Below are 24,567 nucleotides of genomic sequence, written 5' to 3'. Positions count from 1 at the left end.
CCCTCTTTCTTTCGACTCTCTTTCGGCCGACGGATCAGCCTCCGAACTCCTGCAGACCCTTCTGCGCCTGGTCCAGCAGCGCCTGGCGGCCCTCCAGCTCACGCTCCAGCTTGTCGGCCCTGGCGTTGTTGCCCTGCGCACGGGCCTGCTCGATCTGGCCCCGCAGCTTGTCCACGGCGGCCTGGAGCTGGCCGGTCAGACCCTCGGCACGCGCGCGTGCCTCCGGGTTCGTCCGGCGCCACTCGGTCTCCTCGGACTCCTGGAGGGCCCGCTCGACGGCGTGCATCCGGCCCTCGACCTTGGGCCGCGCGTCGCGCGGCACATGGCCGATGGCCTCCCAGCGCTCGTTCACGGAACGGAACGCGGCCCGGGCCGCCTTCAGGTCCGTGACCGGCAGGAGCTTCTCGGCCTCCTCGGCCAGCTCCTCCTTGAGCTTCAGGTTCTCCGCCTGCTCGGCGTCCCGCTCGGCGAAGACCGAGCTGCGCGCCGCGAAGAAGACGTCCTGGGCGCCGCGGAAGCGGTTCCACAGATCGTCCTCGTGCTCCCGCTGCGCACGGCCCGCGGCCTTCCACTCGGCCATCAGCTCGCGGTAGCGCGCGGCCGTCACACCCCAGTCCGTCGAGTTCGACAGCGCCTCGGCCTCGGAGACCAGCCGTTCCTTGGTCCGCCGTGCCTCCTCGCGCTGGGCGTCCAGCTGCGCGAAGTGCTGCTTGCGCCGCTTGGAGAACGCCGACCGCGCGTGCGAGAACCGGTGCCACAGGTCGTCGTCGGACTTGCGGTCCAGGCGCGGCAGGCCCTTCCAAGTGTCCACCAGGGCCCGCAGCCGCTCACCGGCCGCCCGCCACTGGTCGGACTGCGACAGCTCCTCCGCCTCGGCGACCAGCGCCTCCTTGGACTTGCGCGCCTCGTCGGACTGCTTGGCCCGCTGCGCCTTGCGCTCCTCGCGGCGCGCCTCCACCTGTTCCACGAGCTTGTCCAGCCGGACCCGCAGGGCGTCCAGGTCGCCCACCACGTGGTGCGCGTCGACCTGCTCCCGGATGTGGTCGATGGCGACCTGGGCGTCCTTGGCCGACAGGTCGGTGGTCTTCACTCGCTTCTCGAGGAGGCCGATCTCGACAACCAGGCCCTCGTACTTGCGCTCGAAATAGGCCAGCGCCTCTTCAGGAGTGCCTGCCTGCCAAGAGCCGACAACCTGCTCGCCGTCGGCCGTACGCACGTACACGGTCCCCGTCTCGTCGACGCGGCCCCACGGGTCGCTGCTCACAGCGCCTCCTCCACATGATGCCTGCGAGGGGCCTCAGCACCCCCGGGCATCGTCCACAGTTTCGTCACGGCCAACATAGGCGACCGGCGGGGGGCGTGTCCGCATCCCGCGCGACCGAAATTTCGCAGTTGGGGGTCAGGATTCGGTGATCGTGGCCTTGTTGATCACGACCGTCGCGTTGGGCGCCGTATTGCCCGTCTGAGGGTCGGGAGCCTCCGCTCCGGCCTTGGCGATCTTCGTCAGGACCTTCATGCCCGCCTCGGACACCGTACCGAACGGTGTGTAGTCGGGCGGTAGCTGACTGTCCTGGTAGACGAGGAAGAACTGGCTGCCGCCGCTGTCCCGCCCCTGCTTCGTCTGGGCGTTGTACTGGTTCGCCATCGCGACCGTGCCCGCCGGGTACACCCCGCCCTTGAGGCTCTTGTCCTTGAGGTTCTCGTCCGGGATCGTGTAGCCGGGTCCGCCCATGCCGGTGCCCTGCGGGTCGCCGCACTGCAGGACGTAGATGCCCTGGTTGGTGAGCCGGTGGCACTTGCTGTGGTCCAAGTACCCCTTGCCGAGAAGGTAGTTGAACGAGTTGACGGTGTGCGGCGCCGCCGACGCCTTCAGCGCGACGTCTATCTCACCGCACGTCGTGTCCAGCTTCATCGTGTACTTCGCCGACTCGTCGATCGACATCGCAGGTTCCTTCTTCCAGGTCTGCGACTCGACCTTGCCCGCGGCGGGCTTCTCGCACGGGTCCGGGGCCTTGCTGGGCGTGGCGCTCGGCGTGACGTCCGCGTTCGCGTTCTCCGTCTTGCCGTTGTCCTCGAACGGCTTGGTCAGGAAGACCGTCACGGAGAGCACCACGATCACGCCGAGAGCCGAGGCGATCACGGAGTTGCGGATACGGGCCTTGCGTCGAGCGTCCGTGCGTCGCTGCTGCTGCCGCAAGAACTTCTCCCGGGCGAGCTGACGCCGCCGCTGTTCCTGGCTGACCACCGGGTTCTCTCCTCATGGGTCTCGAACGTCGACCGGTACGCGTGCGTCCTGTGTGCCGAGCGCCTGCGTGTGCCCCGTACCGTATATGGGTTCGCTGAGGAATCGGCAGCGCCGGTAGGCTCTGTCACCAGCCGCAGCCTCCCGTATCGACACAACGAAGGACGATCGTGCTCATTGCCGGGTTCCCCGCCGGGGCCTGGGGGACGAACTGCTACCTCGTCGCCCCCGCCGCCGGTGAGGAGTGCGTGATCATCGACCCCGGCCATCAGGCCGCCGACGGCGTCGAGGAAGCGATCAGAAAGCATCGGCTCAAGCCCGTCGCCGTCGTCCTCACCCACGGCCACATCGACCACGTCGCCTCGGTCGTCCCGGTGTGCGGCGCGCATGACGTGCCCGCCTGGATCCACCCCGACGACCGGTACATGATGAACGACCCCGAGAAGGGGATCGGCCGTTCCATCGGGATGCCGCTCCTGGGTGAACTGACCGTGGGGGAGCCGGACGACGTCAAGGAGCTGGCCGACGGGGCCAAGCTGGAGCTGGCGGGCCTGGAGCTGTCCGTCGCGCACGCGCCCGGCCATACCAAGGGGTCGGTGACCTTCGGCATGCCCGAGGCGGCGGACATCCCGCCGATCCTGTTCTCGGGCGACCTGCTGTTCGCCGGCTCCATCGGACGCACCGACCTGCCCGGCGGCGACATGGCCGAGATGCTCGACTCGCTGGGCCGCGTGTGCCTGCCGCTCGACGACTCGACCGTGGTGCTGTCCGGCCACGGCCCCCAGACGACCATCGGCCAGGAGCGTGCCACCAATCCGTATCTGCGGCAGGTGGCGGCCGGCCAGGGAGCCCACGACGCTCCCCGACGAGGAATGTGACGAGACCTTCCGTGAGCACCTTCAAGGCCCCCAAGGGCACGTACGACCTGATCCCGCCGGACTCCGCGAAGTACCTGGCGGTCCGTGAGGCGATCGCCGCGCCGCTGCGGGACTCCGGCTACGGCTACATCGAGACGCCGGGCTTCGAGAACGTCGAGCTCTTCGCACGCGGTGTCGGCGAGTCGACGGACATCGTGACGAAGGAGATGTACGCCTTCGAGACCAAGGGCGGCGACAGGCTGGCCCTGCGCCCCGAGGGCACGGCGTCCGTCCTGCGCGCCGCGCTGGAGGCCAACCTGCACAAGGCCGGCAACCTCCCGGTCAAGCTCTGGTACTCCGGCTCGTACTACCGCTACGAGCGTCCCCAGAAGGGCCGCTACCGCCACTTCTCGCAGGTCGGCGCCGAGGCGATCGGTGCCGAGGACCCGGCGCTGGACGCCGAGCTGATCATCCTGGCCGACCAGGCGTACCGCTCGCTGGGCCTGAGCGACTTCCGGATCCTGCTCAACAGCCTGGGCGACCAGGAGTGCCGCCCGGTGTACCGCACGGCGCTGCAGGACTTCCTGCGCGGCCTGGACCTGGACGAGGACACCCTGCGCCGGGCGGAGATCAACCCGCTGCGCGTCCTCGACGACAAGCGTGAGACGGTCCAGAAGCAGCTGGGGGACGCCCCGCTCCTTCGCGACTACCTCTGCGACGCGTGCAAGGCGTACCACGAGGAGGTCCGCGAGCTGATCACGGCGGCGGGCGTCGCCTTCGAGGACGACGTGAAGCTGGTCCGCGGCCTGGACTACTACACCCGCACCACCTTCGAGTTCGTCCACGACGGCCTCGGCTCCCAGTCCGCGGTGGGCGGCGGCGGCCGCTACGACGGTCTCTCCGAGATGATCGGCGGCCCGGCCCTGCCGTCCGTCGGCTGGGCCCTCGGCGTCGACCGCACGGTCCTCGCCCTGGAGGCCGAGGGCGTCGAGCTCGAACTCCCCGCCACCACCAGCGTGTTCGCCGTCCCGCTCGGCGAGGAGGCCCGCCGGGTCTTGTTCGCCAAGGTCACGGAACTCCGCAAGAACGGCATCGCGGCCGACTTCTCCTACGGCTCCAAGGGCCTCAAGGGCGCCATGAAGAACGCCAACCGCAGCGGCGCCCGCTACACGGTCGTGGCGGGGGAGAGGGACCTCGCCGAGGGCGTCGTCCAGCTCAAGGACATGGAGTCGGGCGAGCAGACGGCGGTCGGAGTGAACGAGATCGTGGCGGAACTGGAAGCCCGGCTGGGCTGACGTGAGCGCGAAGGCGCCGGAGACCCCGGCGCCTTCCTCACTGCTCCAGCAGCCCGTACCGCATCGCGCTGGTGACGGCCGCCGTCCGGTCGTCCACCCCCAGCTTGCCGAAGATCCGCAGCAGATACGTCTTCACCGTCGACTCCCCGATGAACAGCCGGCGACCGATCTCCGCGTTCGTGCAGCCCTCCGCGACCAGCCGCAGCACCGCCACCTCGCGCTCCGACAGCCGCGGGCGCTCCGGCTTGGTCCGCAGCTGGTCCACCAGCCGGGCGGCGACGGACGGCGCCAGGACCGTCTCGCCGCGTGCCGCCGCCCGTACGGCCTCGGCGAGTTCGGCACGCGGCAGGTCCTTCAGCAGATAGCCCGCCGCTCCGGCCTCCACCGCCCGCAGGATGTCCCGGTCCGTCTCGTACGTGGTCAGCACGACCACCCGGCACGGCAGCCCGGCCCGCGTCATCCGCACGATGGAGTCCACACCTCCGCCCCCGGGCATCCGCAGATCCATCAGCACGATGTCCGGCCGTAACTCCGCCGCCAGCGCCTCCGCCTGCGGACCACTGGACGCGTCGGCGACGACCTCCAGGTCCGACTCGGCACTGAGCATCGCCCGCAGCCCCTCCCGTACGACGGGATGGTCGTCGGCCAGGATGATCCGGATCACGGCAGCTCCCTCCTCACGACCGGCAGCCGGACGGTCACGGCCGTACCGTCACCCGGGGCACTGCGCACCTCCGCGGTCCCGCCCACCTCGACGGCCCGGGCCCGCAACCCCGCGAGACCGTACCCGCCGCGGACCGCCGCCGGGTCGAAACCGCGGCCGTCGTCCCGTACGGACACCATGAGCGAGTCGTCCCCGTACGCCAGCGACACCCCGACCGTCACCGAACTCCCCGCGTGCTTACGTGCGTTGGCCAGCGCCTCCTGGCAGGCGCGCAGGGCCACCACCTCGGGCCCGGCGGGCAGCATCCGGACCGGTCCGGTCACCTCCAGCGTCGCGTCATGGCGCGCGGCGAGCCGGTGCAGCGCGTCCGGCAGGGACGCGCCGTCCAGGTCGGCGGGAGCGCCCCCGGCGACCAGGGCCCGGGCCTCGGCGAGGTTCTGCCGGGCCGTCTCGTCCATCAGCCGCAGATGCCGCCGCGCCTCGGGCAGGTCGTGATCCAGCTCCGCCTCGACCGCCTGGACCAGCATCACCAGACTCGTGAACCCCTGCGCGAGCGTGTCGTGGATCTCCCGGGTCAGCCGCTCCCGCTCGGCCAGCGCCCCATGGGCCTCGGACAGCCGGCCGATCTCGTGCCGGCTCGCGTCCAGCTCCGCGATCAACTCGGCCCGCCCCTGGCTCTGTTCGATGATCCGGATGGTCCAGATGCCGAGCGCCACCGAGAACACCAGCGTGACCACGCAGAACAGCACATTGAAGACCACGTCCCGGGTGTCGGGACGCCACAGCAGCGCCCAGCCTGCCACCGGCACCAGGTTGATCACGGCCACGGCCGCCAACGCCGACCGCAGCCGCAGCGTCATGAAGCACTGCGGAATCAGCGCGAACGCCAGCAGCCGCGTCTCACCGGCGAGCACCGCCGACGGCAGGAACAACGCCAGCGCCGCAGCCAGATAGCCGACCGTCCGCCGCTGGTCGGGCGGATCGCCCTGGATCAGACGGCGCCCGACCGCCACGTACAGGGGGACCAGCGGGACGAGCAGCGCGGGCGCGACCGCGCGGACCGGCCAGCCGGGATGCTCCGCGGCCAGCGCATAGGCCACGGTGACCACCCAGATGAGCGCGAAGTACGTGTCCCAGATCCGGAACGAGCGCTCCCAGTGGTAGGCGCTGCCGGCATCCGCCGCATCGCTCATCCCTCGCGCCGGTCCTTCCAGCGGAACGTCAGCAGGCACAGCGCCAATCCTCCGACGCACCACGCGGCGAGCACCAGAGCCACGCGTCCGAACTCCCAACTCCCCGCCTGCTCCAGCACCTGCGCCGACTCCGGCAGGAACACCCCGCGCAGCCCCTGGCACATCCACTTCAGCGGGAACAGCGCACCGACGTTGAGCATCCAGTCCGGGATGGTGCCGATGGCGATGTACACCCCGGAGATGAACTGCAGCACCAGGAACGGCAGGACGACCACGGAACTGGCACTGTTCGCGGACTTCGGCACCGAACTGATCGCGATGCCGAGCAGGGCGCACGCCGTGATCCCCAGCACGAAGATCCACACCAGATCGAACCAGCGCCCCGCGTCCGAGGGCAGGGCCACATCGTAGAAGGCGGTGCCGATCAGGAGCAGGATCACCGTCTCCAGCAGACCCGTGAAGAGAACCAGCCAGATCTTGCCGAGGAAGTAGGCCGTCGGCGGCATCGGTGTGCCGCGCAGCCGGCGCAGCACCTTCTCCTGCCGCTCGACGGCGATCGAGATGCCGAGCGCCTGGAAACTCGTCGACATGATGCCGGCGGCCATCATCGCCGGGACGTACAGCTGCGAGGCGGTGATCCCCGCGCCCTCCACGTCGTCCTTGAAGATCGACGCGAACAGGAACAGGAAGACGACCGGGAAGGCGAAGGTGAAAACCACCTGGTCGCGCTGCCGGAAGAACTGTTTGATCTCCAGCGCGCCCCGACGCAGCCCGAGCCCCCAGGCACCGGGCAGCCGCTCCGCACCCACCTCACCGCGCTCCCGTACGACGGTCGTGGTCATGCCCCGTCCTCCTGTCCGGTGAGCCGGAGATAGACGTCCTCCAGCGTGGGCCGGCTCACCGTCAGCCCCGGGATCTCGCCGTCGAAGCGGTGCAGGAGACCGGCGATCGTGCGGGTCGGCGTCTCGGTGCGCACGCTGTGCGGACTGCCGTCCGGCTCCGTCCACTCGACGACGGCCTCGGTGCCGTACCGCTCCCGCAGCGCCCCGGGCTCGCCCTCGGCGACGATCCGGCCCCTGGCGACGACGGCCAGCCGGTGCGCGAGGGCCTCCGCCTCCTCCAGGTAGTGCGTGGTCAGCAGGATCGTCGTGCCCTCGTCGGCCAGCGCGCGGATCAGCGACCAGAACTGCCGCCTGGCCGCCGGGTCGAACCCGGTCGTCGGCTCGTCCAGGAGCAGCAGGTCCGGGCCGCCGATCACGCCGAGAGCCACGTCCAGACGCCGGCGCTGACCGCCCGACAGCGCCTTGATCCGGCTGTCCGCCTTCGCCTCCAGACCGACCAGGCCGATGACCTCCTCGGGGTCGCGCGGCCGGGGGTAGCAGCGGGCGAAGTGCCGTACGGTCTCCCGGACCGTCAACTCGGCGGGCGCGGATTCGTCCTGCCAGACGATTCCGACGCGTGAGCGCCACGCGCGCGTGGCGGTCGCCGGGTCCGACCCGAGCACGGACACCTCGCCCGCGTCCCGGGACCGGTTGCCCTGGAGGATCTCCACCGTGGTGCTCTTGCCCGCGCCGTTGGGTCCGAGCAGGCCGAACACCTCGCCGCGCCGGATGCCGAGATCGACACCGTCGACCGCGGTCACGTCCCCGTAGCGCTTGCGCAGCCCCCGCACGTCCACGGCGAGGTCGTACCCGTGTGCTGTCATGCGCCGATCATCGGCCGGAACCGAACGCTCAGGGCCGACCGTGCGGACATCCTTATGTCCACTGAACGGTGGACAGACCCCCGTGTGCGGCACAATGGCCGTGCCCGAAGTTGGTCAGGCCTCAAGCGACGGAATCGGCGTGATGAGCAAGACGACAGTCAAGGACGTCTCCATGGAGCCCGAGTCGGAGCGCGCCGAGATCGCGCCCCGCACCGAGGGCGGCAGCCGGGCCCTCGCCCTGCTGCTGGTGATCACCGGCGCGGCCGGACTGCTCGCCGCCTGGGTCATCACGATCGACAAGTTCAAGCTCCTCGAGGCCAAGGTCGAGGGCAAGACGTTCACGCCCGGCTGCAGCCTCAACCCCGTCGTCTCCTGCGGCAGCGTCATGGAGAGCAAGCAGGCCGCCGTCTTCGGCTTCCCGAACCCGATGCTCGGCCTCGTCTGCTACGGCATCGTCATCGCCGTCGGCATCAGCCTCCTCGCCCGCGCCCGCTACCCGCGCTGGTACTGGCTCACCTTCAACGCCGGCTGCCTGTTCGGCGTCGTCTTCTGCGCCTGGCTGATGTTCCAGTCCCTGTACCGGATCAACGCGCTGTGCCTGTGGTGCTCCCTGGCCTGGGTCGCGACGATCCTCATGTTCTGGTACGTGACGTCGTTCAACATCCGCAAGGGCTTCCTCCCGGCCCCGAACTGGCTCAAGAGCTTCTTCGGCGAGTTCACCTGGGTCCTGCCCGTGCTGCACATCGGGATCATCGGCATGCTGATCCTGACCCGCTGGTGGGACTTCTGGACCAGCTGACCCCGGCGGTTCCGGGGCCCCGCGGGATTGTCGGTGCCGTGATTTAGGGTTTCTGACGTGGAGCCCGACCTGTTCACCGCCGCAGCAGAAGAACGCCAGGAGAAGGAGCCGTCCAGCAGCCCCCTGGCGGTGCGGATGCGCCCGCGCACCCTCGACGAGGTCGTGGGCCAGCAGCATCTGCTGAAGCCGGGCTCGCCCCTGCGCAGACTCGTCGGCGAGGCCTCAGGCCCCGCCGGCGCCTCCTCCGTGATCCTCTGGGGCCCGCCCGGCACCGGCAAGACCACCCTGGCGTACGTCGTCTCCAAGGCCACCGACGCCCGCTTCGTCGAACTGTCGGCGATCACCGCGGGCGTCAAGGAGGTCCGCGCGGTCATCGACGGCGCCCGCCGCGCCTCCGGGGGCTACGGCAAGGAGACCGTCCTCTTCCTCGACGAGATCCACCGCTTCAGCAAGGCCCAGCAGGACTCCCTGCTCCCGGCCGTCGAGAACCGCTGGGTGACGCTGATCGCGGCGACGACGGAGAACCCGTACTTCTCGGTGATCTCGCCCCTGCTGTCCCGCTCCCTGCTGCTCACCCTCGAACCGCTCACGGACGACGACATCAAGGGCCTTCTCCGCCGCGCCCTCACCGACGAGCGCGGCCTCAAGGACGCCGTCGCCCTCCCCGAGGAGACCGAGAGCCACCTCCTGCGCATCGCCGGCGGCGACGCCCGCCGCGCCCTGACCGCCCTGGAGGCGGCCGCCGGAGCCGCCCTCGACAAGGGGGAGCCGGAGATCGGCCTCACCACCCTGGAGGAGACGGTCGACCGGGCCGCCGTGAAGTACGACCGCGACGGCGACCAGCACTACGACGTGGCCAGCGCCCTGATCAAGTCCATCCGCGGCTCCGACGTCGACGCCGCCCTGCACTATCTGGCCCGGATGATCGAGGCCGGCGAGGACCCCCGTTTCATCGCCCGCCGCCTGATGATCTCCGCCAGCGAGGACATCGGCCTGGCCGATCCGAACGCCCTGCAGATCGCGGTCGCCGCCGCCCAGGCCGTCGCCATGATCGGCTTCCCCGAGGCCGCCCTCACCCTCAGCCACGCCACGATCGCCCTCGCCCTGGCGCCCAAGTCCAACGCCGCGACCACCGCGATCGGCGCCGCCCTGGAGGACGTACGCAAGGGGCTCGCCGGGTCCGTGCCCGCGCACCTGCGCGACAGCCACTACAAGGGCGCGACCAAGATCGGCCACGGCCAGGGCTACGTCTACCCGCATGACCTGACCGAGGGCATCGCCGCCCAGCAGTACGCCCCGGACGCGCTCAAGGACCGCGAGTACTACACACCGACCCGGCACGGCGCCGAGGCCCGCTACGCGGACGCGGTCGAATGGACCCGGAAGAACCTCGGTCGAAAGCGGTCCTGAGCACCCTGTAAACTCAGCCGGAGTGCCGCGTCCCGTGCAGTCAGAACGGGACAGTCGGCCGGAGCCGATCCCCGGACCGGCTCCAGGAGCGTCGCGCACCGTCGAACGGTGTCGCGGGCAGCCCACCACCACCCGTCCCCGGACGGGACCGGCCGGTGGGCCACTCGCGTGCTGCACGTATGTGCCCAGACCAGGGAGCGGCTGCCCACCACGTCCGCAGGTCCGCCAGGACAAGGACGGTGTGGGTTTCCCCGGCTGCGGATGCGACCTCCCAGAACCCTGACAAGCCGGAAAACCAGGAAAGAGACACACAGTGGCGAACCAGTCCCGCCCCAAGGTCAAGAAGTCGCGTGCCCTCGGCATCGCGCTGACCCCGAAGGCCGTCAAGTACTTCGAGGCCCGTCCCTACCCCCCGGGTGAGCACGGCCGCGGCCGCAAGCAGAACTCGGACTACAAGGTCCGTCTGCTCGAGAAGCAGCGTCTGCGCGCGCAGTACGACGTGTCCGAGCGCCAGCTCGTCCGCGCCTACGACCGCGCCTCCAAGGTCCAGGGCAAGACCGGTGAGGCCCTGATCATCGAGCTCGAGCGCCGTCTCGACGCGCTGGTGCTGCGTTCGGGCATCGCCCGCACGATCTACCAGGCCCGCCAGATGGTCGTCCACGGCCACATCGCGGTCAACGGCACGAAGGTCGACAAGCCCTCCTTCCGTGTCCGTCCGGACGACGTCGTGCAGGTCCGCGAGCGCTCCAAGGAGAAGACCCTCTTCACGATCGCCCGTGAGGGTGGCTTCGCCCCCGACGGCGAGACCCCGCGCTACCTCCAGGTGAACCTCAAGGCCCTGGCGTTCCGCCTGGACCGCGAGCCGAACCGCAAGGAGATCCCGGTGATCTGCGACGAGCAGCTCGTCGTCGAGTACTACGCCCGCTGATCCTCGGCAGGCACGCGGTACAACAGCCCGCCGTCTCCCCGTCCCTTCCGGGCGGGCGAGGCGGCGGGCTTTCGCGAATCCGCCGTCGCCGGGCGGCAATCCGGTACGGAGCCGCACCCCCGGCGCGATAGGCTCGGGGCACGACTTTCTCGTATTCAGGCAGATGTACAGGCACGTTTCAGGGAGCGGGTGCACACAGTGTCCGGTGGAGAGGTGGCCGGAATCCTGGTGGCCGTCTTCTGGGCGATCCTGGTCTCCTTCCTCGCCGTCGCGCTGGCGAGGCTGGCCCAGACGCTCAGGGCGACCACCAAGCTCGTGGCGGAAGTGACCGACCAGGCCGTCCCGCTGCTGGCCGACGCCTCCTCGGCGGTGCGCTCCGCGCAGACCCAGATCGACCGGGTCGACTCGATCGCCTCCGACGTCCAGGAGGTGACGTCGAACGCCTCCGCGCTGTCGACCACCGTCGCCTCCACCTTCGGCGGCCCCCTGGTCAAGGTCGCCGCCTTCGGCTACGGCGTGCGCCGGGCCCTCGGCGGCCGCAAAGAGGACGTGCCCGCCAAGGCGTCCAGGCGTACCGTGATCGTGGGCCGCACGGTCTCTCGACTCGGCGCCCGAGGGAAGAGGGACTGAGAGCAAGCGATGTTCCGCCGTACCTTCTGGTTCACCACGGGCGTCGCCGCCGGCGTGTGGGCCACCACCAAGGTCAACCGCAAGCTGAAGCAGCTGACGCCCGAGAGCCTCGCCAGAACCGCGGGCACCAAGGCGATCGAGGCCGGCCACCGGCTCAAGGACCGCGCGGTCGACTTCGCGCTCGACGTCCGGGACAACATGGCCCAGCGGGAGGAAGAGCTGGGGGATGTCCTCGGCATCAACAGCGACCCCGAACTCCCCGCACCCCGGCGGTACGCCGCCATCGAGAACCGCAACAACCCGAAGTCCGTCGACAGGACGACGTACTCGTACAACCGGAATGAGGACCACTGATGGAGTCGGCTGAGATTCGCCGCCGCTGGTTGAGCTTCTTCGAGGAGCGCGGTCACACCGTCGTCCCTTCGGCGTCGCTCATCGCGGACGACCCGACTCTGCTCCTCGTCCCGGCCGGCATGGTGCCCTTCAAGCCCTACTTCCTGGGCGAGGTCAAGCCGCCCTTCGACCGCGCCACGAGCGTGCAGAAGTGCGTGCGTACGCCGGACATCGAAGAGGTCGGCAAGACCACCCGGCACGGCACGTTCTTCCAGATGTGCGGCAACTTCTCCTTCGGCGACTACTTCAAGGAAGGCGCCATCAAGCACGCCTGGGAGCTGCTCACCGGCTCCCAGGACAAGGGCGGTTACGGCCTCGACCCCGAGCGCCTGTGGATCACCGTCTACAAGGACGACGACGAGGCCGAGCGCATCTGGCACGACGTCGTCGGCGTGCCGAAGGAGCGCATCCAGCGCCTCGGCATGAAGGACAACTACTGGTCCATGGGCGTGCCCGGCCCGTGCGGTCCCTGTTCCGAGATCAACTACGACCGCGGCCCCGAGTTCGGCGTCGAGGGCGGCCCCGCCGTCAACGACGAGCGGTACGTGGAGATCTGGAACCTCGTCTTCATGCAGTACGAGCGTGGCGAGGGCATCGGCAAGGACAACTTCGAGATCCTCGGCGAGCTGCCGAGCAAGAACATCGACACCGGCCTCGGCCTCGAGCGCCTCGCCATGATTCTGCAGGGCGTGCAGAACATGTACGAGATCGACACCTCGATGGCCGTCATCGAGAAGGCCACCGAGCTGACCGGCGTCCGCTACGGCGACGCCCACGCGTCGGACGTGTCCCTGCGCGTGGTCACCGACCACATGCGCACCTCCGTGATGCTCATCGGCGACGGCGTCACCCCGGGCAACGAGGGCCGCGGCTATGTGCTGCGCCGCATCATGCGCCGCGCCATCCGCAACATGCGCCTGCTCGGTGCCACCGGTCCGGTCGTCAAGGACCTGATCGACACCGTGATCGGCATGATGGGCCAGCAGTACCCCGAGCTCATCACCGACCGCGAGCGCATCGAGAAGGTCGCCCTCGCCGAGGAGAACGCCTTCCTCAAGACGCTGAAGGCCGGCACCAACATCCTCGACACGGCCGTCACCGACACCAAGGCCTCCGGCGGCACCGTCCTGGCCGGCGACAAGGCCTTCCTGCTCCACGACACCTGGGGCTTCCCCATCGACCTCACCCTGGAGATGGCCGCCGAGCAGGGCCTGTCCGTGGACGAGGACGGCTTCCGCCGCCTGATGAAGGAGCAGCGGGAGCGCGCCAAGGCCGACGCACAGGCCAAGAAGACCGGCCACGCCGGCACCGGCGCCTACCGTGAGATCGCCGACCAGGCCGGTGCCACCGACTTCATCGGCTACACCGCCACCGAGGGCGAGTCGAGGATCGTCGGCATCCTCGTCGACGGCGCCTCCTCCCCGGCCGCCACCGAGGGCGACGAGGTCGAGATCGTCCTCGACCGCACCCCGTTCTACGCCGAGGGCGGCGGCCAGATCGGCGACACCGGCCGGATCAAGGTCGACACCGGTGCCGTCATCGAGATCCGCGACTGCCAGAAGCCGGTCCCGGGCGTGTACGTCCACAAGGGCGTCGTCCAGGTCGGCGAGGTCACCGTCGGCGCCACGGCCCACGCCTCGATCGACTCCCGCCGCCGCACGGCCATCGCCCGCGCCCACTCGGCCACGCACCTCACCCACCAGGCGCTGCGCGACGCCCTCGGCCCGACGGCCGCCCAGGCCGGATCCGAGAACCAGCCCGGCCGCTTCCGCTTCGACTTCGGCTCGCCGTCCGCCGTTCCCACGGCCGTGATGACCGACGTCGAGCAGCGGATCAACGAGGTCCTCTCCCGCGACCTCGACGTGCAGGCCGAGGTCATGGGCATCGACGAGGCCAAGAAGGCCGGTGCCATCGCCGAGTTCGGCGAGAAGTACGGCGAGCGCGTGCGCGTCGTGACCATCGGCGACTTCTCCAAGGAGCTGTGCGGTGGCACGCATGTGCACAACACCGCCCAGCTGGGTCTGGTGAAGCTGCTCGGCGAATCGTCGATCGGTTCGGGTGTTCGCCGTATCGAGGCCCTGGTCGGTGTCGACGCCTACAACTTCCTCGCCCGTGAGCACACGGTCGTCGCCCAGCTCCAGGAGCTGATCAAGGGCCGCCCGGAGGAGCTCCCGGAGAAGGTCTCCGCCATGCTCGGCAAGCTGAAGGACGCCGAGAAGGAGATCGAGAAGTTCCGCGCCGAGAAGGTCCTCCAGGCCGCCGCCGGTCTCGCCGAGTCCGCCAAGGACGTCCGCGGCATTGCGGTCGTGACCGGTCAGGTCCCGGACGGCACGACCGCCGACGACCTGCGCAAGCTCGTGCTCGACGTGCGCGGACGCATCCAGGGCGGACGGGCCGCCGTAGTGGCCCTCTTCACGGTCGCGAACGGTAAGCCGCTCACGGTCATCGCCACCAACGAGGCCGCCCGCGAGCGCGGCCTCAAGGCCGGCGATCTGGTCCGTACGGCCGCCAAGACCCTCGGCGGCGGCGGTGGCGGCAAGCCGGACGTCGCCCAGGGCGGCGGCCAGAACCCGGCCGCGGTCGGTGACGCCGTGGACGCCGTGGAGCGTCTGGTCGCCGAGACGGTCAAGTAAGAGACGGGTCAGGAAGATGCGCAGAGGACGTCGACTCGCGATCGACGTCGGGGACGCCCGTATCGGGGTCGCCTCGTGCGACCCCGACGGGATCCTCGCCACCCCGGTGGAGACGGTCCCGGGGCGTGACATCCCCGCAGCTCAGCGGCGGTTGAAGCAACTCGTCGACGAGTACGAGCCGCTCGAGGTCGTCGTCGGTCTCCCACGCTCCCTCAAGGGGGGCGAGGGCCCGGCCGCGGTCAAGGTCCGCGCCTTCGTCCAGGAACTGGCCCGCATGATCGCCCCGGTTCCGGTCAGACTCATCGACGAACGCATGACCACGGTGACGGCCAGTCAGGGACTGCGTGCTTCCGGTGTGAAGACCAAGAAGGGCCGTTCCGTGATCGACCAGGCAGCCGCGGTGGTCATCCTCCAGCAGGCGCTTGAATCCGAACGGGTGTCAGGTAAAGCACCCGGCGAAGGCGTCGAAGTGGTCATCTGATCGCGATACGGTAACGTTCCGCGCGATGCGCCGGTGTTCGAACAGCTGACGCACCAGAGAGAGGCGGACGGGAGCCCGGCCGGACGCCGAGCTACCGCCGCCTCGCGGCTCTAGGGGATCGATGACTGAGTATGGCCGGGGCCAAGGCTCCGAACCGTGGCATCCGGAGGACCCGTTGTACGGGGACGGCGGATGGGGAGGACAGCAGGCCCACCCGGGTCAGCAGTCCCCCTACGGCGGCCAGCCGCAGCACTATCCAGAGCAGCCGCAGCAGCCGCAGTACGGCGACTGGGGCACCGGTGAGCAGGCCGGATACGGTCAGGCGCAGCAGCACTATCCGTACGACCAGCAGTACGCGGCCCAGACCCACGGGCACCAGCAGTACCCCGGGCAGGGGGACCACGGTCACCCGCAGGACCAGGGGTACCACCAGCAGCCGTACGACAACGGCGGGTGGGCCACCGGCGGGCACCAGCAGATGCCGTACCCCGGCGACCCCGCCGACCCGTACGGGCAGCAGGGGCCCGGCGCCTACGGCGGGGGCCAGTCCGACTACTACGGCACCCCCGACGCGTATCCGCCGCCGGAGCCCCCGGGCCGGCGCCGGGCCGAGCCGCCGCCGGAGCCGGAGACCGACTGGGACCCCGGCCCCGACCAGGGCGAGCACGCCTTCTTCGCGGGCGGCGACGACGATGACGACGGCGACGAGCCGGGGGACCGGCGCCGACGCGACGAGCAGCGGGGTCGCGGCGGCAAACCCAAGAAGCGCCGCAACGGAATGGCCTGCCTGGTGGTCGCCCTCGTCCTCGGCGGAGGCGTGGCGGGCGTCGGCTGGTTCGGCTACCAGTTCTACCAGGATCGTTTCGGTGACGCCCCGGACTTCGCGGGCGACGGCAGCGGGCGGCAGGTCACCGTCGAGATCCCCAGGGGAGCGGGCGGTTACGAGATCGGGCAGGTGCTGAAGGACGCCGGCGTCGTCAAGAGCGTCGACGCGTTCGTCACGGCTCAGGAGAACAACCCCGACGGGCAGAAGCTCCAGGACGGCGTGTACACGCTGCAGAAGCAAATGTCGGCCGACAGCGCGGTCGAACTGATGCTCAGTCCGGAGAGCCGCGACAACCTGATCATCGCCGAGGGCAAGCGCAACGCCGACATCTACCGGCTCATCGACAAGCGGCTGGAGGTCAAGGCGGGCACCACCGCCGCGGTCGCCAAGAAGGACTACAAGAAGCTCGGCCTGCCCGCCTGGGCGCTGAACCACCCGAACGTCAAGGACCCGCTGGAAGGGTTCCTCTACCCCTCCAGCTACGGCATCGCCAAGGGGCAGAAGCCCGAGGGCGTGCTGAAGCAGATGGTGACGCGAGCCACCGAGACGTACGAGAAGCTCGGGGTGGAGAAGAAGGCCACGAGCCTCGGACTCGAAGACCCCTGGCAGCTGATCACGGTCGCGAGCATGGTTCAGGCCGAGGGCACCAGCCATGCCGACTTCCGCAAGATGGCCGAGGTCGTCTACAACCGGATGAAGCCCGGAAACCCGCAGACCAACGGCTTGCTGGAGTTCGACTCCACGTACAACTACATCAAGAACCAGAGCAAGATCGACCTGAGCCTGAGCGAGCTGCGGACCTACGACAACCCGTACAACACGTACTTCCACAAGGGACTGACGCCCGGGCCGATCGACAATCCCGGCGAGGACGCGATCAAGGGCGCCCTCAACCCGACGGACGACGGCTGGTACTACTTCATCTCGCTGGACGGCAAGACCAGTGAGTTCACCAAGACCAACGCCGAGCACCAGAAGCTGGTCGACAAGTTCAACGCCTCGCGGAACAACTGAGGAACCCCCTGATGGCCGCACCACGCCGGGCCGCCGTACTCGGCTCCCCGATCGCCCACTCGCTCTCCCCGGTCCTGCACCGCACGGCCTACCAGGAGTTGGGGCTGAGCGGCTGGACGTACGACAGGTTCGAGGTCGATGAGGCCGCCCTGCCCGGGTTCTTCGAGACGCTCGGTGCCGAGTGGGCGGGGCTCTCGCTGACCATGCCGCTGAAGCGGGCCGTGATCCCGCTGCTCGACGGGATCAGCGAGACCGCGGCCTCGGTCGACGCGGTCAACACGGTGGTCTGCACTCAGGACGGCCGCCGCACCGGCGACAACACCGACATCCCCGGCATGGTCGCGGCTCTGCGCGAGCACGGCATCGACAAGGTCGAGGCCGCCGCGGTCCTCGGCGCGGGGGCCACCGCCTCGTCCGCGCTGGCCGCGCTGTCGCGGATCTGCCCCGGCGAGATCGCCGTGTACGTCCGCAGCGAGGCCCGGGCCGCCGAGATGCGGCAGTGGGCCGAGCGGCTGGACGTCTCGGTGCGCATCGCCGACTGGGCGGACGCCGAGCAGGCCCTGCGCGCCCCGCTGGTGATCAGCACCACGCCGGCCGGTGTCACCGACGCCCTCGCCCGGTCCGTGCCGGAGCGGCCGGCGGCCCTCTTCGACGTCCTCTACGACCCTTGGCCGACGACCCTGGCCGCCCGCTGGTCGGCGTACGGCGGCGCGGTCGTCAGCGGCCTCGACCTGCTGGTGCACCAGGCCGTGCTGCAGGTCGAGCAGATGACGGGGCTGGCCCCGGCGCCCCTGGACGCCATGCGAAAAGCGGGCGAACGCGCTCTCGCCGCCCGCTAGGATCCGCTCTCGGTTCCGCAGGGGGCGGAACAGGGGAGGGGATACGAACCATGGCCACCGGCATGCCTCAGGCGTCCGTGAAGTCCCAGATATTCGAGTCGCTGCTGGGATTCCTGCCCGACTGGGTGCAGATCACCGTGCTCGCCCTGATCGTGCTCGCGGTCCTCGCGTCCTGGGCGGTCAAGATCAAGCGCAAGATCGCCTATCGGCGGGCCGTGCGGAGCGGGCAGCCCGTCCACGCGGCGGCCCGGTACGGGCAGGGGCGCGGGGCGGACTACCTCGGGGAGTACGCACCTCAGCAGGCGCCGCAGCAGGGCAGTGGAGCCGACCACCTGGGTGCCTACGCGCCGCAGCAGACGCAGCCCGCGCGGCAGCCGAGCGGCGCGGACTTCCTCGGTTCCTACGCGCCGCAGGGGCAGACCGGAGGCCCGGCCTCGTCCGCCTGATGGACCGGCGGCCGGGTGCGCGCTCCGGACGTGGGAGGATCGTAGGTGGCGGACCGGGGCCGCGCACCCGATCCGGCCGTCGCCGTACGAGATGACGCGCGTACGCAGGGCAGTACGGGCGCGAGCACTGAGGAGCACCGTTGAGCAGGTTGCGCTGGCTGACCGCGGGGGAATCCCACGGTCCCGCACTCGTCGCGACGCTGGAGGGTCTGCCCGCCGGCGTGCCGATCACCACGGACATGGTGGCGGACCATCTCGCGAGGCGCCGCCTGGGCTATGGGCGCGGCGCCCGGATGAAGTTCGAGCGCGACGAGATCACCTTCCTCGGCGGCGTCCGGCACGGCCTCACCCTCGGCTCCCCGGTCGCGATCATGGTGGGCAACACCGAGTGGCCGAAGTGGGAACAGGTCATGGCGGCCGACCCGGTCGACCCCGAGATCCTCGACGGCCTCGCCCGCAACGCCCCGCTGACCCGCCCGCGGCCCGGCCACGCCGACCTCGCCGGTATGCAGAAGTACGGCTTCGACGAGGCCCGGCCGATCCTGGAGCGTGCCTCGGCGCGTGAGACCGCGGCCCGTGTGGCCCTCGGCGCGGTGGCCCGGTCGTACCTCAAGGAGACGGCCGGCATCGAGATCGTCTCCCACGTGGTGGAACTGGCCGCCGCGAAGGCGCCGTACGGCGTGTACCCGACGCCGGCGGACGTGGAGAAGCTGGACGCGGACCCGGTGCGCTGTCTGGACGCCGACGCGTCGAAGGCGATGGTCGCCGAGATCGACCAGGCCCACAAGGACGGCGACACCCTCGGCGGCGTGGTCGAGGTGCTGGCCTACGACGTGCCGGTCGGCCTCGGTTCGCATGTGCACTGGGACCGGCGTCTCGACGCCCGGCTGGCCGCCGCCCTCATGGGCATCCAGGCCATCAAGGGCGTGGAGGTCGGCGACGGCTTCGACCTGGCGCGGGTGCCCGGCTCCAAGGCCCACGACGAGATCGTGACCACCGACGAGGGCATCCGGCGCACCTCCGGCCGCTCCGGCGGCACCGAGGGCGGGCTGACCACCGGTGAGCTGCTGCGGGTGCGGGCGGCGATGAAGCCGATCGCGACCGTCCCGCGGGCGCTCAAGACGGTGGACGTCGTCACCGGTGAGGCGACCGCCGCCCACCACCAGCGCTCCGACGTGTGCGCGGTGCCGGCGGCTGGCATCGTCGCCGAGGCGATGGTCGCCCTCGTCCTCGCGGACGCGGTGGCCGAGAAGTTCGGCGGCGACAGCGTGGCCGAGACCGGCCGCAACGTACGGTCGTACCTCGACAACCTGGCCATCCGGTGACCCCGCTGATCGTGCTGGTCGGCCCGATGGGCGTCGGCAAGTCCACCGTCGGGCAGCTGCTGGCCGAGCGGCTCGGGACCGGATACCGGGACACCGACGACGACATCGTCGCCGCGCAGGGCCGGACCATCGCCGAGATCTTCGTGGAGGAGGGCGAGGCCGCCTTCCGCGCGATCGAGAAGCAGGCCGTGCGCGAGGCGCTGGCCGGGCACGACGGCGTACTGGCCCTGGGCGGCGGCGCCGTCCTCGACCAGGACACCCGCGAGCTGCTCGCCGGGCAGCGGGTGGCGTACCTGTCGATGGACGTCGAGGAGGCGGTCAAGCGCACCGGCCTCAACGCGGCCCGGCCGCTGCTCGCCATCAACCCGCGCAAGCAGTGGCGCGAGCTGATGGAGGCCCGTCGGAACCTGTACGAGGCGGTCGCCACGGCCGTCGTCGCCACCGATGGCCGTACGCCCGAAGAGGTCACCCAAGCCGCCCTGGACGCACTGGAGTTGAAGGAAGCATGAGCGAGGCAGTGACGCGGATCCAGATCGGCGGCACGGCGGGCACCGAGCCCTACGAGGTGCTGGTGGGCCGGCAACTCCTGGGCGAACTGGCCGGGTTGATCGGCGGCCGGGCCAAGCGGGTCGCGATCGTCCACCCCGAGGCACTGGCCGAGACGAGTGACGCGCTGCGCGCCGACCTGGCCGAGCAGGGCTACGACGTGGTCGCCATCCAGGTGCCCAACGCGGAGGAGGCCAAGACCGCCGAGGTCGCCGCCTACTGCTGGAAGGCGCTGGGCCAGTCCGGGTTCACGCGCACGGACGTCATCGTCGGTGTCGGCGGCGGCGCGACCACCGACCTGGCCGGCTTCGTGGCCGCCACCTGGCTCCGCGGGGTGCGCTGGATCGCGATCCCGACCACCGTGCTGGCCATGGTCGACGCGGCCGTCGGCGGCAAGACCGGCATCAACACCGCCGAGGGCAAGAACCTGGTGGGCGCCTTCCACCCGCCCGCCGGTGTGCTCTGCGACCTGGCCGCGCTGGACTCCCTGCCGGTCAACGACTACGTCTCCGGACTCGCGGAGGTCATCAAGGCCGGCTTCATCGCCGACCCGGTGATCCTCGACCTCATCGAGTCCGACCCCGAGGCCGCCCGCACCCCGGCCGGCCCGCACACCGCCGAGCTCATCGAGCGCTCCATCCGGGTCAAGGCCGACGTGGTGTCGTCCGACCTGAAGGAGTCGGGCCTGCGCGAGATCCTCAACTACGGCCACACGCTCGGTCACGCCATCGAGAAGAACGAGCGCTACAAGTGGCGCCACGGCGCGGCCGTGTCCGTGGGGATGCACTTCGCCGCCGAACTCGGCCGCCTGGCAGGCCGGCTGGACGACGCCACGGCCGACCGGCACCGCACCGTCCTCGAAGCGGTGGGCCTGCCGCTGTACTACCGGCACGACCAGTGGCCCAAGCTGCTGGAGACCATGAAGGTCGACAAGAAGTCCCGCGGCGACCTGCTGCGCTTCATCGTCCTCGACGGTCTGGCCAAGCCCACCGTCCTGGAGGGGCCCGACCCGGCCGTGCTGCTCGCCGCGTACGGCGAAGTGGGGCAGTAAGTCCTCCCTCGCTCCTTCCGCCCGAAAAAGCCTTACGGCGCCGGGCACTTCGGGCCGCCCCCGGCCGTTCACACAACGATCGCCGGGGGCGGTACCGTTCGGTAGCAGCGGGTTCCGCCCCCGCAGTCAGCGCCCATCGCCTGTACGAGACGGAGTGGCACCGGATGCAGCACGCAGTGGGTTCTCCGCTGCCGCCGCCCCACCAGCCGGGGCAGGGACCGGCCGCCGGCTGGTCGCCGGCCGCACACCACCCGGGGTCGCACCACCCGGGCGCGCACCAGGGCCCCGCCCCCGTGCCCCCGCCGCCCCCGGCACCGGGATACCCCGCGCCACCGCCCGGGCCGGCCGCGCCCCCGCATCAGGCCTCCGCCCCGCCGGACACCACCGGTCATGTGCCGCTGCCGCCGGGCGGCCCGGTCGCCATGCCCAGCGCGCCGCCCGCCGCCGCGGGCCCCGACCTGGCGGGCACGACGCTCGCGGTGCTGCTCATCGGCCCCGCAGGTGCCGGGAAGACCAGCGTCGCCAAGTACTGGGCTGACCATCGCCGGATCCCCACGGCCCACATCAGCCTCGACGACGTACGCGAATGGGTCCGCTCGGGCTTCGCCGACCCCCAGTCCGGGTGGAACGACAACTCGGAGGCCCAGTACCGCCTCGCCCGCCGCACCTGCGGCTTCGCCGCGCGGAACTTCCTGGCCAACGGCATCTCCTGCATCCTCGACGACGCAGTCTTCCCCGACCGGCCCGTCGTCGGCCTCGGAGGCTGGAAGCGGCACGTCGGGCCGGGCCTGCTGCCGGTCGTCCTCCTGCCGGGCCTGGAGATCGTCCTGGAGCGCAACGCCGAACGCTCCGGCAACCGCCGCCTCAGCGACGACGAGGTCGCCCGCATCCACGGCCGCATGGCCGGCTGGTACGGCTCGGGCCTCCCGATCATCGACAACTCCCAGCTCGACATCCCGCAAACGGCCCAGGTCCTGAACGACGTCCTGTCCCGCTCCATCGCCAGCCCGCCCCAGTGGTAGCGGCCCCGCTGCCCCACTCGGCCTCTCCCGAACGGCGCCGACCCCGCGAAGCTCATACGCTCGGGTCATGTCAGAGGTGTACGCGGCCCGCCGGACGCGTCTGAGGGAATACTGCAACGCGGGCGGCAGCGCGGCGGCGCTGGTCACCCGCCCCGCCAACGTGCGCTATCTCGCGGGCCCCGCCCCGCGCGGCGCCGTTCTGCTGCTGGGCAAGACCGAGGACCTCCTGGTGTGTGCCGGCCCGATCGAAGGCCGCTCCGCGCAGGAGCGCCCCGACGAGGCCCTGCGCGTCCAGAACCTGCCCGGATCCGGTGGCGGCGACCCGGCCGTCGCGGCCGCCGACCTTGCCTCGGGCCAGGGAGCCGACTCCCTCGCGGTGGAGGAGCACCACCTCACCGTGGCCCGGCACCGCGCCCTCGGCTCGGTCGCCCCCCGGCTGCGCCTGGCGGGCCTCGGCTGCGCCGTCGAGCAGCTCAGGGTGGTCAAGGACGAGGAGGAGATCTCCTGCCTCCGCATCGGCGCCGAGATCGCCGACCAGGCCCTGGGCGAACTGCTGGAGTCCATCCTCGTCGGCCGGACCGAGCGCCATCTCGCCCTGGAGCTCGAACGACGCCTCGTCGACCACGGGGCCGACGGACCGGCCTTCCCGACCTCCGTCGCCACCGGGCCCAACGCCGGACGCCCCGGCCACCGGCCCACCGACCGCCGTGTCGAGGAGGGCGACTTCCTCTCCGTCTGCCTCGGCGCGACGTACCGCGGCTACCGCTGCGAGATCGGCCGTACGTTCGTCATCGGCACGGCTCCCGCGGACTGGCAGATCGAGCTGTACGACCTGGTCTTCGCCGCTCAGCGCGCCGGACGTGAGAGCCTGGTACCCGGCGCCGCCTGCCGGGACGTCGACCGGGCCGCTCGCCAGGTGCTGGACTCCGCGGGGTACACGGAGGGCCTCACGGCCCTGACCGGACACGGGGTCGGGCTCGAAATCGACGAGGACCCTCAATTGAGTCCCGCGGCCATGGGTAAACTGGACGCTTGCGTGCCGGTCACCGTCGAACCGGGGGTCCACCTCCCGGGCCGGGGCGGTGTCCGGATCGATGACACGCTCGTCGTCCGCCCCGAGGCGGACGGCGGACCCGAGCTACTCACCATCACGACCAAGGAGCTGCTCGCCCTGTAGGTAGGCAGGTGCGTGCCCCAGGGTCGTACGTCAGTCCAGGAGATTCCGCAACCGTGGCTTCCACGAACGACCTCAAGAACGGCATGGTGCTCAAGCTCGAAGGCGGCCAGCTCTGGTCCGTCGTCGAGTTCCAGCACGTCAAGCCCGGCAAGGGCCCGGCCTTCGTGCGCACCAAGCTCAAGAACGTGCTCTCCGGCAAGGTCGTCGACAAGACCTTCAACGCCGGCGTCAAGGTCGAAACGGCCACCGTCGACAAGCGGGACATGCAGTTCTCCTACATGGACGGCGAGTACTTCGTCTTCATGGACATGGAGACCTACGACCAGCTGCACGTCGACCGCAAGTCGGTGGGCGACGCCGCCAACTTCCTGATCGAGGGCTTCACCGCCACCGTCGCGCAGCACGAGGGCGAGGTGCTCTTCGTCGAGCTGCCCGCCGCCGTCGAGCTCGTCATCCAGGAGACCGAGCCGGGCGTCCAGGGCGACCGCTCCACCGGTGGCACCAAGCCCGCCACGCTGGAGACCGGCCACCAGATCCAGGTGCCCCTCTTCATCACCACCGGTGAGAAGATCAAGGTCGACACCCGCACGAGCGACTACCTCGGCCGGGTGAACAGCTAACCGTGGCTGCCCGCAACACGGCCCGCAAGCGCGCCTTCCAGATCCTCTTCGAGGGCGACCAGCGCGGCGCCGAGGTCCTGACGGTCCTCGCCGACTGGGTCCGGCTCTCCCGGGCCGACACCCGGCAGCCGCCGGTGAGCGAGTACACGATGGAGCTGGTCGAGGGCTACGCGCAGCGCGCGAAGCGCATCGACGAGCTGATCGCCCAGTACTCGGTCGGCTGGACGCTCGACCGGATGCCGGTCGTCGACCGCAACATCCTGCGGCTCGGCGCCTACGAGCTGATCTGGGTCGACGAGACCCCGGACGCCGTCGTCCTGGACGAGATGGTGCAGCTGGCCAAGGAGTTCTCCACGGACGAGTCGCCCTCGTTCGTGAACGGGCTGCTCGGTCGGCTGAAGGACCTCAAGCCCTCGCTCCGCCGCGACGAGGACTGAGAGACACAGAACGCCGGAGGGCCCGCAGCAAGCG

25 protein-coding genes are annotated in these 24,567 nt (G+C 70.5%); 19 read left to right on the top strand and 6 right to left on the bottom strand.

From position 1 onward, the window contains the following. Window positions 1–34: 34 nt before the first annotated feature. Both ACFT4A_RS40295 and ACFT4A_RS40290 read right to left on the bottom strand, forming a co-directional pair. A complete protein-coding gene (locus tag ACFT4A_RS40295; protein WP_382841024.1) occupies window positions 35–1,264 on the bottom strand; it encodes a DUF349 domain-containing protein in 1,230 nt (409 codons plus the stop codon). A gap of 135 nt (window positions 1,265–1,399) precedes the next feature. Next, complete coding sequence (locus ACFT4A_RS40290; RefSeq protein ID WP_382841021.1) at window positions 1,400–2,245, bottom strand: peptidylprolyl isomerase; 846 nt, start codon at window positions 2,243–2,245, stop codon at window positions 1,400–1,402. Window positions 2,246–2,412: 167 nt separating this feature from the next. Here ACFT4A_RS40290 and ACFT4A_RS40285 point away from each other — a divergent pair, with 167 nt between their 5' ends. Together ACFT4A_RS40285 and hisS are read left to right on the top strand one after the other, a co-directional pair. Further along, window positions 2,413–3,120, top strand: a complete 708-nt coding sequence (locus ACFT4A_RS40285) for an MBL fold metallo-hydrolase (RefSeq protein ID WP_359896489.1) — start codon at window positions 2,413–2,415, stop codon at window positions 3,118–3,120. A gap of 11 nt (window positions 3,121–3,131) precedes the next feature. Continuing rightward, window positions 3,132–4,394, top strand: coding sequence for a histidine--tRNA ligase (gene hisS / locus ACFT4A_RS40280; protein ID WP_382841018.1), 1,263 nt, complete (start codon window positions 3,132–3,134; stop codon window positions 4,392–4,394). A gap of 37 nt (window positions 4,395–4,431) precedes the next feature. Here hisS and ACFT4A_RS40275 read toward each other — a convergent pair whose 3' ends face one another. Genes ACFT4A_RS40275 through ACFT4A_RS40260 form a run of 4 tightly spaced genes read right to left on the bottom strand, consistent with a single transcriptional unit; the run spans window position 4,432 to window position 7,956 of the window. After that, complete coding sequence (locus ACFT4A_RS40275) at window positions 4,432–5,058, bottom strand: response regulator (RefSeq protein ID WP_382841015.1); 627 nt, start codon at window positions 5,056–5,058, stop codon at window positions 4,432–4,434. Beyond that, window positions 5,055–6,251, bottom strand: a complete 1,197-nt coding sequence (locus ACFT4A_RS40270; RefSeq protein ID WP_382841013.1) for a sensor histidine kinase — start codon at window positions 6,249–6,251, stop codon at window positions 5,055–5,057. The genes ACFT4A_RS40275 and ACFT4A_RS40270 overlap by 4 nt, the downstream gene beginning before the upstream one ends. Continuing rightward, window positions 6,248–7,093: an ABC transporter permease gene (locus tag ACFT4A_RS40265; protein ID WP_382841010.1), complete on the bottom strand. Its 846-nt coding sequence runs from the start codon at window positions 7,091–7,093 to the stop codon at window positions 6,248–6,250. Before ACFT4A_RS40265 ends, ACFT4A_RS40270 begins: the two co-directional genes overlap by 4 nt. Continuing rightward, window positions 7,090–7,956, bottom strand: coding sequence for an ABC transporter ATP-binding protein (locus tag ACFT4A_RS40260; protein ID WP_382841007.1), 867 nt, complete (start codon window positions 7,954–7,956; stop codon window positions 7,090–7,092). The genes ACFT4A_RS40265 and ACFT4A_RS40260 overlap by 4 nt, the downstream gene beginning before the upstream one ends. Window positions 7,957–8,098: 142 nt before the next feature. On the opposite strand from ACFT4A_RS40260, the gene ACFT4A_RS40255 reads away from it, so the two are divergent. The 17 genes from ACFT4A_RS40255 (at window position 8,099) to nusB (ending at window position 24,533) form a co-directional block, all read left to right on the top strand. Then, the gene (locus ACFT4A_RS40255; RefSeq protein WP_189726447.1) at window positions 8,099–8,755 is read left to right on the top strand and encodes a vitamin K epoxide reductase family protein; all 657 of its coding nucleotides are present in this window, start codon (window positions 8,099–8,101) and stop codon (window positions 8,753–8,755) included. A gap of 57 nt (window positions 8,756–8,812) precedes the next feature. Then, the gene (locus tag ACFT4A_RS40250; RefSeq protein WP_382841003.1) at window positions 8,813–10,165 is read left to right on the top strand and encodes a replication-associated recombination protein A; all 1,353 of its coding nucleotides are present in this window, start codon (window positions 8,813–8,815) and stop codon (window positions 10,163–10,165) included. 313 nt (window positions 10,166–10,478) lie between these two features. Beyond that, a complete protein-coding gene (gene rpsD / locus ACFT4A_RS40245; protein ID WP_382841000.1) occupies window positions 10,479–11,093 on the top strand; it encodes a 30S ribosomal protein S4 in 615 nt (204 codons plus the stop codon). Between the two features lie 189 nt (window positions 11,094–11,282). After that, on the top strand, window positions 11,283–11,723 hold the full coding sequence (locus ACFT4A_RS40240; RefSeq protein ID WP_382840998.1) for a DUF948 domain-containing protein: 441 nt from the start codon (window positions 11,283–11,285) through the stop codon (window positions 11,721–11,723). A 9-nt stretch (window positions 11,724–11,732) separates the two neighbouring features. Further along, window positions 11,733–12,077 (top strand): hypothetical protein, encoded by a 345-nt coding sequence (locus ACFT4A_RS40235; RefSeq protein ID WP_382840995.1) that lies wholly within the window; start codon window positions 11,733–11,735, stop codon window positions 12,075–12,077. After that, window positions 12,077–14,749 (top strand): alanine--tRNA ligase, encoded by a 2,673-nt coding sequence (gene alaS / locus ACFT4A_RS40230; protein WP_382840992.1) that lies wholly within the window; start codon window positions 12,077–12,079, stop codon window positions 14,747–14,749. Before ACFT4A_RS40235 ends, alaS begins: the two co-directional genes overlap by 1 nt. A gap of 16 nt (window positions 14,750–14,765) precedes the next feature. Then, window positions 14,766–15,230, top strand: coding sequence for a Holliday junction resolvase RuvX (ruvX, locus tag ACFT4A_RS40225; RefSeq protein WP_382840990.1), 465 nt, complete (start codon window positions 14,766–14,768; stop codon window positions 15,228–15,230). Between the two features lie 121 nt (window positions 15,231–15,351). Continuing rightward, complete coding sequence (gene mltG / locus ACFT4A_RS40220; RefSeq protein WP_382840988.1) at window positions 15,352–17,070, top strand: endolytic transglycosylase MltG; 1,719 nt, start codon at window positions 15,352–15,354, stop codon at window positions 17,068–17,070. Between the two features lie 11 nt (window positions 17,071–17,081). Further along, entirely contained in the window at window positions 17,082–17,909 is an 828-nt protein-coding gene (locus tag ACFT4A_RS40215) for a shikimate dehydrogenase (RefSeq protein WP_382840986.1), read from the top strand. A gap of 50 nt (window positions 17,910–17,959) precedes the next feature. Then, window positions 17,960–18,355, top strand: a complete 396-nt coding sequence (locus ACFT4A_RS40210; RefSeq protein WP_382840983.1) for a hypothetical protein — start codon at window positions 17,960–17,962, stop codon at window positions 18,353–18,355. Between the two features lie 140 nt (window positions 18,356–18,495). Continuing rightward, the gene (aroC, locus tag ACFT4A_RS40205) at window positions 18,496–19,680 is read left to right on the top strand and encodes a chorismate synthase (RefSeq protein ID WP_189726439.1); all 1,185 of its coding nucleotides are present in this window, start codon (window positions 18,496–18,498) and stop codon (window positions 19,678–19,680) included. Between the two features lie 26 nt (window positions 19,681–19,706). Further along, on the top strand, window positions 19,707–20,189 hold the full coding sequence (locus ACFT4A_RS40200) for a shikimate kinase (RefSeq protein ID WP_382841038.1): 483 nt from the start codon (window positions 19,707–19,709) through the stop codon (window positions 20,187–20,189). After that, window positions 20,186–21,277 carry a 3-dehydroquinate synthase gene (gene aroB, locus ACFT4A_RS40195; RefSeq protein ID WP_382840981.1) on the top strand — a complete coding sequence of 364 codons (1,092 nt, stop codon included), beginning with the start codon at window positions 20,186–20,188 and terminating at the stop codon, window positions 21,275–21,277. Before ACFT4A_RS40200 ends, aroB begins: the two co-directional genes overlap by 4 nt. Before the next feature lie 164 nt (window positions 21,278–21,441). Continuing rightward, window positions 21,442–22,299 (top strand): Pro-rich N-terminal domain-containing protein, encoded by an 858-nt coding sequence (locus ACFT4A_RS40190; protein WP_382840978.1) that lies wholly within the window; start codon window positions 21,442–21,444, stop codon window positions 22,297–22,299. 67 nt (window positions 22,300–22,366) lie between these two features. After that, a complete protein-coding gene (locus ACFT4A_RS40185; RefSeq protein ID WP_382840976.1) occupies window positions 22,367–23,476 on the top strand; it encodes an aminopeptidase P family protein in 1,110 nt (369 codons plus the stop codon). Between the two features lie 53 nt (window positions 23,477–23,529). Next, the gene (efp, locus tag ACFT4A_RS40180) at window positions 23,530–24,096 is read left to right on the top strand and encodes an elongation factor P (RefSeq protein ID WP_193480198.1); all 567 of its coding nucleotides are present in this window, start codon (window positions 23,530–23,532) and stop codon (window positions 24,094–24,096) included. A gap of 2 nt (window positions 24,097–24,098) precedes the next feature. Further along, window positions 24,099–24,533 carry a transcription antitermination factor NusB gene (gene nusB / locus ACFT4A_RS40175; protein ID WP_184597187.1) on the top strand — a complete coding sequence of 145 codons (435 nt, stop codon included), beginning with the start codon at window positions 24,099–24,101 and terminating at the stop codon, window positions 24,531–24,533. Window positions 24,534–24,567 lie beyond the last annotated feature (34 nt).

This window comes from Streptomyces sp. NPDC057099 (genome assembly GCF_042671245.1).
In the GTDB taxonomy this organism is placed as follows: domain Bacteria; phylum Actinomycetota; class Actinomycetes; order Streptomycetales; family Streptomycetaceae; genus Streptomyces; species Streptomyces purpurascens.
Note: the sequence above shows the minus strand (reverse complement) of the source record. Positions and strands in the feature narration are given on the sequence as shown.